This window comes from Paenibacillus sp. MDMC362, from assembly GCF_003269305.1.
Taxonomy (GTDB): Bacteria; Bacillota; Bacilli; order Paenibacillales; family Paenibacillaceae; genus Paenibacillus_AQ.
Genome location: NZ_QLYT01000005.1, coordinates 75,372 through 90,428, shown reverse-complemented (window position 1 = coordinate 90,428; position 15,057 = coordinate 75,372). Strand labels below are relative to the sequence as shown.

Genomic DNA, 15,057 nt, shown 5'->3' with positions numbered 1-15,057 from the left:
ATTTCAACCACGTCACATCCCCCTGTTCTCCTTTACTCTCTATAACTTATTACCAATCGCAATCCAGCGCCCGTCCACATCCTCAAACACAAACTCATGATTGTTATAATCCGTTGTCGTTAAAGCCCTGACAATCTTCACGCCCACATCCATAAGTTCTTGCTGGATTTCCCGTTGTCCGTAAGTAAAAAAATATGCATCGTACCCATATCCGTAACGGATTCGATTCGGAACAACCTCCATCTCCGTCTTCGTTAATACAATCTCAACAGAGTCTTTGTAGAGGCATACATGCGGTTCTGCTGCATCAAGATAGTTCACGGCACGGAACCCGATTCGCTGATAAAACTCGCTGGTTTTCTCGAAGTTAGAGGTCGGGAAGATCTGCAAGCAATGCGAAAACCCTTTATTCATCGTACTTTTCTCCTGTTCGAGCTTATTTATGATTCTTCTCATTGCCTTCACCCAGTCGATTGCTTTTAACCACATTGCCCATTTTTACTACCACCTGGGATAGTAACTCTATTTAATTTCCCTATATCTTTGATCATCATAGCCCGCTCCTCTCTGAACCTGATCCTTTCACCTATGATATACATGAAGTTCAAGTCAAATAGGGGATCCACAAAATTAGCGAAATGAAAGACGCTTTACGGCCACCCAACCAATGCCTGATCAGCTTCGGAAATCCGAAACCCGATAGAAACAGGCCAACAAAGAAGAAAACCAAAATCACAAGATTCACGAGATCCACCCCCCACCCTGTCACTCGACTGAGTCGGTAAACGTTGACCATGAGCTCTATCCCGACAAAAGGGAACCATGCGTACAAAAAACTCGATATATTTAGTCGAATGACAAAACTCATGTTTCACTCTCCTGAAACTTATATAACTGAAGCCGATGATTAGCAGAACGATTTATTAAACCAGCTCTTTAATCAGATACAGGTTCAGATCGTCATCCGCACATACCATGTCACCGGGCACCACAGATTCGTTGTTGTACATAATTCCGTTGCCGTCCGGAATATAGCCGCGCCGGACATATATTCTTTGAGCCGCACCGTAGTCCCTGTACAATCCAACTCCGATACCGATGCGCGGCATTTTTTTGCGGACGATGTTCTCGAATTCTTCTATGATGCGGTTTGCGATGCCGTTCCTCCGGTGATCGGGGAATACATTCAGATCATTGATTTCCGGAATACTCTGCTCTCGAAAATAGGGATAACTCGATTCGTATTTCAAGTGAGAAACCCCGGCCAGCTCCTCATGAACAAAAGCCAACAAGGTGACGCGCTTGCCGATTTGGTTCTCATATTCGCATAAATCGTAATACTCATCCGGGCGCATTATATTTTGCTGCTGAAACGCTTCCTTCCAGATGCTTTTAAGCTCCGTGTTATCTAACACTCTTAATGTAACGTTCATTGGTTTACCTCGCTGCTATGTATTTTGTTGGTAGGATTCAGCTCAAGATATAAGATGTTATGTTGGATTTCTTTCAACATTTTAGCGTGCGACTTGCTTCAATACCCGCTGGACAAAATCGGATTTTCCTTCCGTATAAGCTTTCCGATCATTTCGAAAAATGATGGCTAGTTCTTTCTTTGATGAGGCATATTCTTGTACCAGCTCCGGGTTATTGATGAGAGTATCCCGAAAAGTAATATGCCTGTATAGTTCTTGGCAGTCCCGATGGCAGACATATAAATGCTGGGTCATTTTCAAACTAATCTCCTCGCTGTAGGGAACATACTCATCTTTCCTATCAAAAGCTTCCCTGCCCTCGACCCCTAAATCCCCCTGATGGTTATAACCAAGGGTTTCTAATTTCGCAATGACCGCCGGAAGCGATTTCATGGATTCGATCACAACATCGATATCCAATATTGGCTTTGCGGCAAGTCCTGGTACGGAGGTGCTTCCCACATGCTCGATACTCAGCGCATCAGTACCAAGGGTAAGTGCCAATATGGCTTGAATCTCCTGAAACATTTTCGGCCATTCGGGATTATATTCCTCGATGATGACGGGTTTAGGTGTCATTTATGCGGCTCCTCCAACAGATTATATCATGTAATATTCCCATGATTATGTTTCATCTAAAATCTCGTATGCCTGCCTCAAACGCCTCAGCGTCTTGATGAATGACTCCATGCAGCGCCTCTTGCAAGGCAAACGTGCTTCTATAAAAATGTACGCGCTCCGCGATTAGGTCTCCATTCGGATACATGGCGATACACTTTTCGAAGAACTCTTGGCCATACCCTGCCAGGATGCCCGCCAGGTCATAAGCCGGGTCCCCAATCCCTGAACCTCCAAAATCAATGATGCCCGTCATTCGACCTTTCTCCGGACTCCAAAGTATGTTGGTCGTGCCAAAATCACCGTGAATGCAGGTTGGACGAATGTCGCGATTCGCGGGATTGTTCAAAAATCTCGTGAAGTTGCTTGAGATTTCCTCTTGCGCATCGGGCCTGATGTAACGAAACAACTGGTCTTGAATTTGTGTGTACAATCCGGACATCACTTCATGGGCATTTGCAACATTTCTATCGACAGCGATCCGTTCATTGATCTCCACAGTATGAAGCTGAACGAGAAATTCGACCATCTGTTCAGCTACCCTATCCTCGATGTCCGAATTCCGGAGTGAAAGCAGATCTTCTGACCCTAGCGGCTGTCCCTCGATTAACGGATAGCCCATGAACATTTTACCCACTTGCATATCGTCAAATGAAACATACATTGGATTCGGTATAGGCAGCTTCACCTTGCTCTTGATCCCATTCAGGAATTGAGTTTCTCTGATCATCGCTTGGAGACTTTCTGCGAACTTAGGAAATCTGAAGACCAGCCTCTGATTCACAATCAACACATCGTTGTTCTGACCCATGCTGTTAATTTCAACGTCTTGAATATGGAGATGCGGATAAACTTCTTGTATACGCCGGGTATATGAAGATGACAGGTTCATGTATAAACTCCTTCTACTTGCGAATGTCGTTAACCTCTATTTTAATGCTTTTCCTTAACCTGGTAAATCATGACGGAGCAAAATTGCGATTTCGCTGGAAAATTCCTGAATGACAAGCTAAAAATATCGAGGTTCGTTCCAAATTTCTGACAGGTAATTCTCATTAATTGAAAGGGCCAGGACACGTGTCCTGGCCGCTCTTTCCTGATGATAACGAATGATATAACGGTTTCACGAAAAGGATATCCGCTCTCGCCTATTCTTTCATTCGTTCTGCCCGTATAATTCTGCGGATCGATTGCTCCGTTAAATAATATCGTTCTGACAATGTACGGATGGGGTCGCCATGCAAATAACTTTTGAAAATGCCCCGATTCCGAATATCCAGATCCTTCTTGACCCCGGTTTGTTCACCCCAGAACTTCCGGTTCTCCGTTTTTCTCGGGATATAAAAATATAACTTCCATCAATATATTGTTGAATGGTTTTGACTACGTGTTCAGGTAAAATATCTAGTGCTTTCTCGTATTTCATTCTCCCTGCTAAGGCTCCGAACAAATTCTCTGCCCGATATTTCCGTGCGGCTTTGCCCGGAGCCTGATTTAACGACTTGAACGGTTGTGCTTCTAATGTGAGCCAACATGATTTTCACCTCGCACGATTGGATGTTTCAAAATTCACTTGGATCCACTTGTTATTCTAACAAATTCAATTTCCTTTGCTCCAGGCTCCAACAACAAAATGACGGATAAGCGATCTACACTTCCGTTAGAGTCTGTTAAAAAAGTCGCTTTGGTTTTAATATCAAACTCCGTTACATGGAGTTCAAACTGATTCGCATTTTGATGCGTGAGGGGAAACAGCATCGAATTATAACCTGCACGAAGCCCTCCATCAACAAGTTCCACGATCATTTCTCCATATCCTGCGTGAACGTATGTCCCCGCTAAATCCAACAAAGACGCAGACATTGGAACAATGGATTCTTTCTCGTCTGAAGGTGTCTTACTGTTTGTGACGGGCTCGCTCGTAACGGCTGCTTCCTTCTTTTGTCCCAACGCTTGCCCACTCTCAGTCCTTGACCTCACCACCAAGCAAAGAATCGAAAATGTAATTGGCTATATACACAGGAAGCGGAGTAGCATTGAGATTCGACAAGACCACGACACCCATTTTTTCTGCAGGCATGAAGGCAACATGTGCGGTGAATCCATCAATATTGCCCTCGTGAATCACCATCCGTGAACCTCGATATGGTTCGATCAGCCAACCCAGACCGTAGCTGCCCAGATGTGTATTATTTAAATTGACCTCGGTCATGTCACAAACCATATGAGGCGTGTGCAGTGTATCCAGCATTTCGTCAGAAACGAGACGCTGACCATCGTGCATCCCGTGATTTATTTGAAACCGCACCCAATTCGCCATATCTTTGATATTGGAATTGATGGACCCAGCCGGGCCAATGGTACCTATATTACGAAACGGAATGACACGAGCCTGATCTTCAATTTGTATATAGGGCATCGCATAATCATGATGGAGCTGTGTCTTATCCACAGAGAATTGACTGGATGTCATGTTCAGTGGCTCGAATATCCGCTTCTGAACAACCTCTTCCCAAGATGAACGACTCACATGCCCGACAACATAACCCGCTACCATATACATGATATTCTGATATTGCCACTTCGTCCTGAATTCCACATCCGGCTGCCAGTGCAGTAACTGCATCATCGTACAACCTTACAAGCGTGTAAGGCAATTGTCATCTAAATCAATGGTACCAACCTGGCTCCTCCACTAAAATACTCCCTGGAAAGGATAATTTTTAAGGGGGAGTTGGCGTGAGGTTTTTTGAAATGCTGCTATTCTTGTCGAGTGCTTGTTTGTTGGCGCTCCTGTTCATTGTCAATCCACGTATCCGAAGATCAGCTTTGCTCCTGACAAGCGGAGCAGGCTCCATTTTTTTAGTGATCCATTTGCTTGTGGAAGGATACAGGGTTCAGCTATTATTTTTATACGGATTTACGCTCCTGATGCTTATTCTCTCACTGATAGACGCTTTCAAAACACCGGCAGTCGTTCAGACTTCGCGAATCCGTAGGGGGCTGGGCCGCCTTTTTATCGCGTTTGGGTTAATCGCAACGGGATGCTTCCTCTATGTATTTCCCGTATTCAACTTTCCGGAGCCAACTGGCGGGCTGAAGGTAAGTACACAAGTCTTTCATTTCATCGATTCAAGCCGGGAGGAGACATTTGGCACAACCGCGACAGGCAAAAGGGAAATGATGGTTCAGGTATGGTATCCGGCCCAAGCCGGCTCAGGCAAGTATGCTCCCTTTATTCCCGATACCCGGATTTTACGCTATATGGCTGCGAACTATGGCCTTCCCGGGTTTACTTTTCAACACTTGAAGTACGTATCCAGTCATGCTTATTCGGGAGCCGAAGTCTCTTCAGCACAGACATCATACCCGCTGATCCTTGCGAATCCCGGCTTTGGATCCTCCAGGTTCCTCCATACGTCGCAAGCCGAAAATCTCGCGAGTCACGGTTATATCGTGGCCGTGATCGACCACACCTTCAATACATTTGCAACTGAGTTTCCGGGCGGTCGAATTACGACCAGCACAACCAACGACTTATTTTCGCCCGACCACGATTATCGGACCGAAAGCGGAAATCGCAACAAATTGGGGAAAGTGTTAACAGATGATGTGGCTTTTGTGCTGGACCAGTTCGAGCTTATCCAATCGGGGCAGTTTCCAAGTCGTTTTAAAGGGAAGATGGATCTCAATCATGTCGGGGTGTTTGGTCATTCCATCGGCGGGGCGACGGCCTATGACGCTTCTTTCGATACGCGAATCACGGCTGGAATAGACTTGGACGGAGGGCTTTACCGACTGCGTGACAGAGAGGGTCTGCAAAAGCCGTTTTTATTCATCCACTCGGAAAGCGAATTTGAACAATTAAAAATGGTGAGGAATAACCGAGTTTACACGGATGCAGAGCTTGAGCGTATGGGCTCAACAAGAGAGTGGATGGATCAAGTAACGGAAGATAAAAAGCTGGAGCTTAGACGGATGCGCGAAACGGTGGGCGAAGGGGGACAAGTCCTCTATATTGAAAATACGGAGCATTTGAATTTTACCGATGTCCAGTTCATTTCTCCTATTTTCAAAATACTGGGCATTACCGGAAAAATTGCACCTGAAAGAGCGAGTTCCGTTATTAATGCCTATATGCTGGATTTCTTCGACATGTATCTGAAAAATCAAGGTGGCAACTTATTGAAAGGACCGGATAGCCGCTTTCCCGAGATGAAGTTCGCAACCCCGCTATTATAAGTTCATATAGCGTGGTCGATGCACTGGAAATCCGCTACGCTTCGAATTATCAGCTGGACAGGCACACGATTCCGTGATGGGTTACGAAATACTCTCAACCTTGGATCTGCAGAATCAATGTTGGCAGCGCTTGGCGACCCGCTATGACAAGACAATGAGCTGGCCCACATCCGGCCAATTCGTCAGAGATATGGGGCCGATTGGTTAAATATAGACAGATTAAAAAGGACCTGATTCAGGTCCTTTTGTCATGTGCTCGCAGCTTCCCGCAATTTATCATTCAACAATTGAAAAGCTTGATGAATGCTTTCTCTCGGCGTATTGCCATACCGTTCACCGATGTGGACTTCCGTATAACATCGACTATCCCCTGCTTCGTTTAGATAACTGATCAATCCGACGCCCGTCGCGCGGTAAACCTCAATAAGAATCGGTTCAAGCTGTTCTTTGTCCCATTCAAAATGTACATGAAACATATTCGATACGGGCACGGCAGGCTTCGTATTCACGCCCTCGCAGTGATTAAACAGCGCTGCGAGCTCTTTAGCTTCCTCGTAATACCGGCCCATGTTACCTATTCTTTCCGTATAATAATAACTTGAGCTGATGATATACGGGTAAAGACTGACCAGATCCCCGCCATGACGCCGTTTCCATACTTTGGACTTCTCCACAAAGTCGGTGCCGCCAGCCAGAATGGCGCCGGCAATCCCGCCTATGCCTTTATAGAAGGACACATATACACTGTCAAATAGGGCACAGATTTCGGCCGCCGTTTTTTGATAATACGGAGTGATCTCGAACAATCTTGCTCCGTCCAAATGCAGCTTTATGCCTTGAGAACGACAATATGCCGATATGGCCTCCAACTCTTCGTATTCGGGCAGCTGCCCTCCGATTTCACGCTGCGGCAGCTCCAGCAGCAAACATGCAATGTCGCGATTCAGATTCTGCACGTCTTCAAGCGTAATCAAACGATCTTTATCGGCAAGGAGGATCGATTCGATATGATGCAGCTCCTTAAGACCGTCCTCTTCGTGAATCTCCAGATGGCAGAGGGGATGATAAGCCACTTGTTTCAGCCCAGCATCATCGCACCAGATCCGCAAAGCAATCTGCTGCGCCATGGTTCCGCTCGGAAAAAAGACAGCCGATTCCTTGCCCAGAACGTCTGCCATGCGTGCCTGAAACTCCTCAATGATGACGCCTTTGCCGTATGTATCCCCCATCTGCGACCCATCCACATCCCGAAATGCCTCCATCAGCACCTCAAGATTCCTGCGGCTATGTCCAATCAATGGATAGGCTGTTTCGCTATAAGCCTCGCTAATCGATTTACGCTGTTCTCCCATGTCGCATATCACTCCTTCACTTCGACCGATAATAAGAACTCATCATCAGACGTAAAATTTAATTTCCTCGCTTACCAAGCATACTAGATAAATGAGCAAGTGAAAAATCATATTCGCTTTCGCAATGCCTTCGGAAAAACTTGACAAAAACAAACCAAGGGATTACATTGTATATGAGCATATGTTCATATTATAAATAACGCAAATGATTTCATGATTATTGATTCATTCGACAGATGGATCCGAAGGGAGTTTTCGATTATGCATCATCACAACCACCATCATGGGCATGACCACAGCCACCATGACCATGCCCGCTCAGGAAACAAAAAAGGTCTTGCCATTGCCCTCATCATCACACTTGGCATCATGATTCTAGAATTTATAGGGGGCTTGCTGACCAACAGTCTGGCTCTGTTATCCGATTCCGGGCATATGTTAAGTGATGCCAGCGCTTTGCTGCTCAGTCTGGTCGCATTATGGTTTGCCACAAAGCCCTCATCGCCGAATAAAACCTATGGCTTTTATCGTTTTGAAATATTGGCAGCACTACTAAACGGCGTCGCCTTGTTTATCATCGCCGGTTTTATCGTATGGGAAGCGATTCAGCGCTTTGACGACCCGCCAACCGTCGCCAGCGGAAGCATGATGCTCATTGCAGCCATCGGCCTGTTGGCTAACCTTCTCAGTGCCTGGTTCTTGATGCGAACCGGAGATGTAAAGAACAATGTGAATCTCCGCAGCGCTTACCTCCACGTGATTGGCGATGCGCTCGGCTCGGTAGGAGCCATCATCGCCGGGATTGTGATGATGGCCTTCGGATGGTACATTGCGGACCCTATCATATCCATCCTTGTGTCGATCTTGATTCTGAAAAGCGCCTGGAGAATCATACAGAATACCGTTCATATTCTGATGGAGGGAGCACCGGCAACGATAAACCCTGAAGAGGTAAAGAAATCCCTGCTGTCTATACCTGGGGTCACCGGCATCCATGATCTTCATATATGGACGATTACGTCCAATTTCGATTCCTTAAGCTGCCATCTCGTCGCCGAGGATGAAGCGAACAGTTATGAGATTCTGCAACAAGCGATCGATCTTCTGGACAGCCGATTCCACATCGAGCATTCAACGATCCAGATTGAGAACTCCACTATCACGCATCGTGATAATAAAGTCTAATCTCTTCTTTGCGGTAGTCCTTTAGTTCATGAAAAGGGGAAAAAAAGCTGCCGAGGTTTACACTTTTTACAAGCTCGGTTGACCTCCATAATGAGAGTATCAAGACATTCTACAGCGATACAGCAAACTCCGAATGTCTGATAGGGAGGTTAACATGAGCAACGATTTTTATACACTGGAAAAACTGAACGAATACCAGCAAGCAAAATGGGACGAACTTGATCGTCAAGGAAGATTCATCATTCATGACGAGATCGCATGCGAATCGCAGCATACCTCAAGGTATAATCGAATCCTCGATAAGCTATATGGCTTTTTTCGAAAGCGGAGATCCCGAAGAAGCCGCATATAATCCTTATAATAAATAAAGAGCAAGCGCGGTTATTTGCGCTTGCTCTTTGTATGAGAAGAAATCATACTCGCCAAATTTGCTTGAAATCCAGCCAACCCAGATTATTGATGACAACCCCTTTATAAGAAGGATCCAAGCTTGCGTAAAATCTCGTATGAACCAAGAATGATACATGTGCTTCCTCCCGAAGCCTCTCTTCAATATGGGACAACAAACTCAAACGCTCTTCATACCACTCGCTGGCAAGCGCATCATCCACGCAATCTTTCACCCAATGATGCAGCGATGGATCCATGAACTCTTTAACTACGCTTCCCTTCTGCTCGTAATTCTCGATTAAGCATACTTCTTCACCTGGAAGAACAAGGCCGTGCAAGACACAATCCATGGTGTTCATCACATCCGATTGGTGTATGGTATCCATCCTCTCCTCCCGGATGATCAATGGTATCCCGATGGAAGCGCACTGCTTCTGAACCCATTCGGCGTCTTTGATATGATTGGCGAGCGTAGCCATGGTAATGGGAGAGCCGTCATAACCCGACTGTTTCAGCAGTGACTTTGCGAACTCGGGATCATGTCGGTCTTTACGGTAAGGCGCTTGCTCATCCATGATAAATCCTTTGGCCGGGTATAGCCGGTTGCCGCCAAGTTCGCGTATCATCTCGGCACGGTTCAGAATCAGGCTGAATGCCCGGCGAAATTCGATGGACTGATAGGGCCCCGGCTTCTTCATATTCCAAGTAATCAAAGTCGTACAGCCTTCGGAAGATTCTATGATATCCACAGCATGTTTCTCACCCTTATGCTCGATGCGCTCCGGGTCTTGCAGCAGCCGCTCCCAGCTGACCTCGCAATGCTCCGCATCCTCGGGCATCATGATAATGTGGATGTTGTCCAAATGCGGCCGTCCCTGATAATAATGGGGATTCGCACGTATGGTCAGCCGTTCATCGGTCCATTCTTCCACCTGAAAGGGGCCCGTTCCGACAGGAAGTTTCCAGAACTGTTCTTCATTAAGACTCACCAAATGTTTGGGCACGATGGACATGCAAATGGAGCTAACAAACCGGATAAAAATCCGATTCGGCTTGTTAAGAATAAAACGAACCTCCCGAGGCGACACCACCTCTACTCGCTGCAGTTCGCGCACGATCCAAGCATTTCGTTTATCCCGTCCCAGGCGTTCCACCGTGAATTTCACGTCCTCCGCCGATAACTCTTTACCGTCATGGAACCGGATTCCTTTGCGCAGGTGAAAAGTCCAGACTGTTCCATCCTCATTGCTGTTCCAATAATGCGCGATAACGGGAAGGTATTGATCGTTGGCATTGTCGTATATCACCAGCCGATCAAAAACCTGCTGAATCATATGAGCTTGAAAACTGTAGTAGCATTCGGCGGGATCCAACGTTTCAATCAAGCGGTAAACGGGAAGCCGCAGTGAATCCCTTGCTTCTGCTTCCCCTTCTCTCATCTCCTTGCTAAAGCCAAAATGCCCGTTCATCCATTCCACGTAAGAATCGTTGGTGTGAATACCTTGACCATAGGTACGCAGCAGTTCGAAGGCCTGCCGATATTCCCCTTTTAACGCGAGCTGCTGCGTTGCTTCCTGAAGCAGATCAGCTTGATCGGCTAGAAAGGTAAGCTTGGAACGATTTCCTCGCCCGCGTCCTGCCTTCCACATAATCCAACCCTTCTCCTCGAGCTTGCGTATAACGAGCTTGGCATTCCGCGTTGTGCAATATAGCGTTTCGGCGATCTGCACAAGCGTCACTTCCGTAGCCGTGTTGGCCGGAGCGTTAACAGCAAGCTTTTGGTGCAGCATGAAGAATTGTTCGTACAGCATTGCAATCCGCTCCCCCCTGGTAACATCCATACGATTTATTCTACTTGGAGATCGTTTCGAGCGCGAGTCCCTTTTCGGTAGAAAACCATTATATTCGAAAAAAACAAAGGCATTCCATATGCCGGTGTTATACAATGTGGGTCATAAGTTTACACTCAATGATGGAGATGCACTGCTTCCTTCATGACATCATTCACAAGATTGAATAATAAGCTCAACCGCCTTCTGCAGAGTCAATGTAAGCTCCTTGCCCTCGGTCATTTTCTTCAGTCGAACCATGCCTGCCGCCGCTTCATCTTCGCCGATTAGGATGGCATAAGGAATACCCTCAGCTGAAACGGAAGCTAATGTTTTCTTCAGTTTGCGGCGGTTGTCCGCCAATCGCGTATGAATCCCGCGATTCCGAAGTGCCGCTGCGGCCGTCAATCCTTCGGGTATGGTCTCTCCTATCAGGATAATCACAACGAGCGGCTTGTTTGTTTCAATCGGACGGTTTCGGATCATCTCCATGATGGATTCCATGCCAAACGAAAGACCCACCGTAGGATAAACAATGTCCTCGCGTCCAACGAGCTGCCCGATAATCGCGTCATACCTGCCCCCTCCGCCCAAGCTTGAACGAAAGCCCTGAGATGCGTCAAAGATTTCGTAAACGGTTCCTGTGTAGAAGGACAATCCTCGGGAAAGAAACGGATCAAATACGCAGATGTTTTGCAGCCCGACGCGCTGCAGCATATTTTGCAGGATCCGGACTTCTCGTGCTCCGCACTCGTTGTCCAGGTTGTATGTGCTTGTTATTTGCGCTAATGTCGGCTCCTTGAGATCAACAAAATCAAGAATTTGACGACAAATCTCCGATGCGAGCACCTTACTCACAAGCTCTTGTCGTACCCCCTCCTTACCAATCTTGTCGAGCTTATCCAGCGTCAGCATGACGGAGGGTTTCATCTCTTCCGGTACGCCCATAGCTCCAAGTATTTCACCAAGGAAGCTTCGATTGTTCCACCGGAGCATGATCGGAATTTCAAGTCTCCGAAACACTTCGGCTGCAAGCTGCATTAGCTCAACCTCCGCTTCCGGTCCCGAGATTCCCACGACATCAACGTCGCACTGCAGAAACTCCCGCAATCTGCCCCGTTTGACGGGACCATCGCGGAATACCTTCCCCATCTCATAACGCTTAAAGGGCTGGCTGATGGCGGGATTCAGCGCGATTACCTTGGCGAATGGAATCGTCAAATCGTACCGGAGGCCCAGACGTCGCGTGCCCTGATCTGTCAGCTGGTACATTTCCTTCAGAATTTCCTCCCCTCCTGCGTATTTGGAAGACAACAGCTCCGATTCATTCAGAATGGTAGTCTCCATTTCAGCATAGTCATAACATTCAAACACTTCACGCAGCGTCGATTGCACCTTTCTTCGGATCGCCTGTTCTTGGCCAAAATAATCATACGTTCCTTTTACGTTCTGCATCGTTATCATCCTTTCGTTCTATATGAAAATAAAAAACGCGCCGGACCTCATGGTCCCGCGCGCTGAATATGCGGCAGGGAGGCCAACGCGAACAGCGTTAGCCCACCCTGTAGAATGACAGGCGTGCTAACGCTGCTTGTGATGATGAAGTTGATTGAATTTGATGTTGATCATGGTATAATCCCCTTCACTGTTTAGCCAAATGATTAAGGGGAATTATAGCGCAATCGTTTTATATATTCAAGGGCAAACCATTCTTAGATCATACGCGACCAATGGCGATGCGCCGCGATGGCATGAATGAAGGCTTCGCCGAAAGGCTTCAAATCCTCATTCTCTTGCGCAACCACGACCCCTTCACCGCTGGATGATGGAAGCAAAGTTGCCCCTTCGGCTATGGCTGCGATCGGCTTGAAATGCTGATACGCTTCCTTGACGAAATCCAGCACCTTCGGCTCCACCAGGAGCTCCGATACGCTTAACGCGCCGCCTGCGACAAGCACCGCATCAAACAAGACGGAATCCGCCCCAAGCAGCGAATGCTTCACTTCCAGTTCCGCGCCGGCTTTGCCTTGAATGACGCCGAGCTTCGCGCTAACCACCTCGGTGATGACACCGGCTTGCTGCAGCTGCGTAAGCACAAACGGGAGTTCATCCGTGAATCCGTTGCCTGCCAGCACCGCCACTTTACGGGTTAACGGGAGCTTCACGGTATTCATCATGCTCAGTGCCGGAGAAGACTCAGTGGAAGCGGAGAAGCTGGTTTGCGGTGGCATGGTTCCGATGCCCTCCGAAATCCGGGTGGCAAGTTCGCTATCGACGTTCGCGAACAGGTCAACGACTTGCTGGCGAATTTCCTTTCGCTGTACTTTACCCAGCTCGAACTGGAATGCGGATACGATATGCTGCTTCTCGACCTCGGACATGCTGTTCCAGAACAGGGCCGCTTGGCTGAAATGATCCTTAAAGCTGTCACTGCGCGCCTGCACCTTACGCCCTTCCACCTTCTCGGTGTAATGCTCATAACCCCCGCGCTCTACTGGAACCCGCTTCGGGGTGTTACCGGCAATACCGTTCTTATGATAGCTGACAGGGCCCATATTGATGGTCATACGATGCATCCCGTCACGCTGATTGTTATGAACCGGTGCGATTGGACGGTTGATCGGAATTTCGTGGAAATTGGGTCCGCCGAGCCGTGAAAGCTGGGTGTCTGTATAGGAGAATAAGCGGCCTTGCAGTAGCGGGTCATTGGTAAAATCGATGCCCGGTACGACATGTCCCGGATGGAAAGCAATCTGTTCCGTCTCCGCAAAGAAATTATCGGTATTGCGATTGAGTGTCATTTTGCCGATGATTCTGACGGGAATGAGTTCTTCGGGCCAAATCTTGGTCGGATCAAGGATATCAAAACCAAAATTGAATTCCTCATCCTCCCGAATCATTTGAACGCCAAACTCAAATTCCGGATAATTTCCTGATTCAATCGCATCCCAAAGATCACGGCGGTTAAAGTCGGGGTCCTTGCCTGCCAGCTTCTGCGTTTCATCCCATACGAGGGAATGCGTGCCGAGCACAGGCTTCCAGTGAAACTTCACAAAATGCGCTTGTCCTTCTTCATTCACGAAACGGAAGGTATGGACGCCGAAGCCCTCCATCATTCGGAAGCTTCGCGGAAGCGAGCGGTCGGACATCGCCCACATGATCATGTGCGCGCTTTCCGAATTGTTCGCTACAAAATCCCAGAACGTATCATGGGCGGATTGGGCTTGCGGAATCTCGTTATGCGGCTCAGGCTTGACAGCATGAACGAAATCGGGAAACTTCATCGCATCCTGTATGAAAAAGACCGGCATATTGTTGCCCACAAGATCATAATTCCCTTCTTCCGTATAAAACTTGGTTGCGAAGCCGCGTACGTCCCTGACGGTGTCGGCTGATCCCCTGGAGCCCGCAACCGTGGAGAATCGGACAAACACCGGCGTGACGACGGAAGGATCCTGCAGAAATTTGGCTTTTGTATAATCTTTCATGGATTCATATAGCTGAAAATAGCCGTGAGCCCCAAAACCGCGGGCATGCACGATCCGTTCTGGAATCCGCTCATGGTCGAAATGCGTCATCTTCTCTCTGAAATGGAAGTCCTCCATTAAGGTTGGACCGCGCTCGCCCGCTTTAAGCGAATGTTCATCCTCTGAGACCTTAAGTCCCTGATTGGTTGTCAAGTCTTTACCGTCATTGTCTACCGTAAATTGTTCCAGCTGTTGGTCCTTGCTTGTCTTGCCCGGGCTGTTGTTAGCATTCGAATGGGTGTTTGATTTGTCCATTTGTCGGAACCTCCTGGTATGTAGGTAGTAGATGCGTGTCTGACGTAAATGCACTTGGTAACAGATCCGCTTGCGAACCCGAAATGTATTTACCCTGCATACTGGAATACGAATCCAGGATCAAACTTCCTTCATGAAAAGCTCATCTAACCGTCCGATTGGGTTTGATCGCCTCCATCTCCTGTTT

Annotated in this window: 14 protein-coding genes; 3 read left to right on the top strand and 11 right to left on the bottom strand. The window is 47.5% G+C overall.

The genetic code is table 11. The annotated features are described in order from the left end of the window. Positions 1–39: 39 nt before the first annotated feature. The 7 genes from DP091_RS01125 to DP091_RS01090 all read right to left on the bottom strand — a co-directional run bounded on the left by DP091_RS01125 (position 40) and on the right by DP091_RS01090 (position 4,719). Entirely contained in the window at positions 40–414 is a 375-nt protein-coding gene (locus tag DP091_RS01125) for a VOC family protein (RefSeq protein ID WP_113056693.1), read from the bottom strand. 509 nt (positions 415–923) lie between these two features. Beyond that, entirely contained in the window at positions 924–1,433 is a 510-nt protein-coding gene (locus DP091_RS01115) for a GNAT family N-acetyltransferase (RefSeq protein WP_113056686.1), read from the bottom strand. Between the two features lie 81 nt (positions 1,434–1,514). Continuing rightward, entirely contained in the window at positions 1,515–2,051 is a 537-nt protein-coding gene (locus DP091_RS01110; RefSeq protein WP_113056685.1) for a GrpB family protein, read from the bottom strand. A 52-nt stretch (positions 2,052–2,103) separates the two neighbouring features. Then, complete coding sequence (locus DP091_RS01105; RefSeq protein ID WP_258394358.1) at positions 2,104–2,982, bottom strand: phosphotransferase family protein; 879 nt, start codon at positions 2,980–2,982, stop codon at positions 2,104–2,106. 256 nt (positions 2,983–3,238) lie between these two features. Beyond that, the gene (locus DP091_RS31670) at positions 3,239–3,430 is read right to left on the bottom strand and encodes a Mor transcription activator family protein (protein ID WP_258394359.1); all 192 of its coding nucleotides are present in this window, start codon (positions 3,428–3,430) and stop codon (positions 3,239–3,241) included. Positions 3,431–3,659: 229 nt separating this feature from the next. Continuing rightward, positions 3,660–4,040: a DUF3471 domain-containing protein gene (locus DP091_RS01095; RefSeq protein ID WP_113056684.1), complete on the bottom strand. Its 381-nt coding sequence runs from the start codon at positions 4,038–4,040 to the stop codon at positions 3,660–3,662. Positions 4,041–4,053: 13 nt separating this feature from the next. After that, the gene (locus DP091_RS01090) at positions 4,054–4,719 is read right to left on the bottom strand and encodes a serine hydrolase domain-containing protein (protein ID WP_113056683.1); all 666 of its coding nucleotides are present in this window, start codon (positions 4,717–4,719) and stop codon (positions 4,054–4,056) included. Positions 4,720–4,829: 110 nt separating this feature from the next. Between DP091_RS01090 and DP091_RS01085 the strand changes: the two genes are divergently transcribed. Further along, entirely contained in the window at positions 4,830–6,332 is a 1,503-nt protein-coding gene (locus DP091_RS01085) for an alpha/beta hydrolase family protein (protein WP_113056682.1), read from the top strand. Positions 6,333–6,580: 248 nt separating this feature from the next. Here DP091_RS01085 and DP091_RS01080 read toward each other — a convergent pair whose 3' ends face one another. Then, entirely contained in the window at positions 6,581–7,684 is a 1,104-nt protein-coding gene (locus DP091_RS01080; protein WP_113056681.1) for a threonine aldolase family protein, read from the bottom strand. Positions 7,685–7,945: 261 nt separating this feature from the next. Here DP091_RS01080 and DP091_RS01075 point away from each other — a divergent pair, with 261 nt between their 5' ends. Beyond that, complete coding sequence (locus DP091_RS01075) at positions 7,946–8,869, top strand: cation diffusion facilitator family transporter (protein ID WP_113056680.1); 924 nt, start codon at positions 7,946–7,948, stop codon at positions 8,867–8,869. Positions 8,870–9,023: 154 nt separating this feature from the next. Continuing rightward, a complete protein-coding gene (locus DP091_RS01070) occupies positions 9,024–9,221 on the top strand; it encodes a hypothetical protein (protein ID WP_113056679.1) in 198 nt (65 codons plus the stop codon). A 61-nt stretch (positions 9,222–9,282) separates the two neighbouring features. On the opposite strand, the gene DP091_RS01065 is transcribed toward DP091_RS01070, so the two are convergent. The 3 genes from DP091_RS01065 to DP091_RS01055 all read right to left on the bottom strand — a co-directional run bounded on the left by DP091_RS01065 (position 9,283) and on the right by DP091_RS01055 (position 14,870). Then, complete coding sequence (locus tag DP091_RS01065) at positions 9,283–11,070, bottom strand: SgrR family transcriptional regulator (protein ID WP_113056678.1); 1,788 nt, start codon at positions 11,068–11,070, stop codon at positions 9,283–9,285. 189 nt (positions 11,071–11,259) lie between these two features. Next, positions 11,260–12,543 carry a histidine--tRNA ligase gene (locus DP091_RS01060; RefSeq protein WP_113056677.1) on the bottom strand — a complete coding sequence of 428 codons (1,284 nt, stop codon included), beginning with the start codon at positions 12,541–12,543 and terminating at the stop codon, positions 11,260–11,262. Between the two features lie 257 nt (positions 12,544–12,800). Continuing rightward, entirely contained in the window at positions 12,801–14,870 is a 2,070-nt protein-coding gene (locus tag DP091_RS01055; protein WP_113056676.1) for a catalase, read from the bottom strand. Positions 14,871–15,057: the final 187 nt, after the last annotated feature.

Bases quoted from the DNA above. Each gene is read 5' to 3' on its own strand.
- DP091_RS01125 (WP_113056693.1), bottom strand. From the start codon at position 414: ATGAATAAAGGGTTTTCGCATTGCTTGCAGATCTTCCCGACCTCTAAC.
- DP091_RS01115 (WP_113056686.1), bottom strand. From the start codon at position 1,433: ATGAACGTTACATTAAGAGTGTTAGATAACACGGAGCTTAAAAGCATC.
- DP091_RS01110 (WP_113056685.1), bottom strand. From the start codon at position 2,051: ATGACACCTAAACCCGTCATCATCGAGGAATATAATCCCGAATGGCCG.
- DP091_RS01105 (WP_258394358.1), bottom strand. From the start codon at position 2,982: ATGAACCTGTCATCTTCATATACCCGGCGTATACAAGAAGTTTATCCG.
- DP091_RS01090 (WP_113056683.1), bottom strand. From the start codon at position 4,719: ATGATGCAGTTACTGCACTGGCAGCCGGATGTGGAATTCAGGACGAAG.
- DP091_RS01080 (WP_113056681.1), bottom strand. From the start codon at position 7,684: ATGGGAGAACAGCGTAAATCGATTAGCGAGGCTTATAGCGAAACAGCC.
- DP091_RS01075 (WP_113056680.1), top strand. From the start codon at position 7,946: ATGCATCATCACAACCACCATCATGGGCATGACCACAGCCACCATGAC.
- DP091_RS01070 (WP_113056679.1), top strand. From the start codon at position 9,024: ATGAGCAACGATTTTTATACACTGGAAAAACTGAACGAATACCAGCAA.
- DP091_RS01065 (WP_113056678.1), bottom strand. From the start codon at position 11,070: ATGCTGTACGAACAATTCTTCATGCTGCACCAAAAGCTTGCTGTTAAC.
- DP091_RS01060 (WP_113056677.1), bottom strand. From the start codon at position 12,543: ATGCAGAACGTAAAAGGAACGTATGATTATTTTGGCCAAGAACAGGCG.
- DP091_RS01055 (WP_113056676.1), bottom strand. From the start codon at position 14,870: ATGGACAAATCAAACACCCATTCGAATGCTAACAACAGCCCGGGCAAG.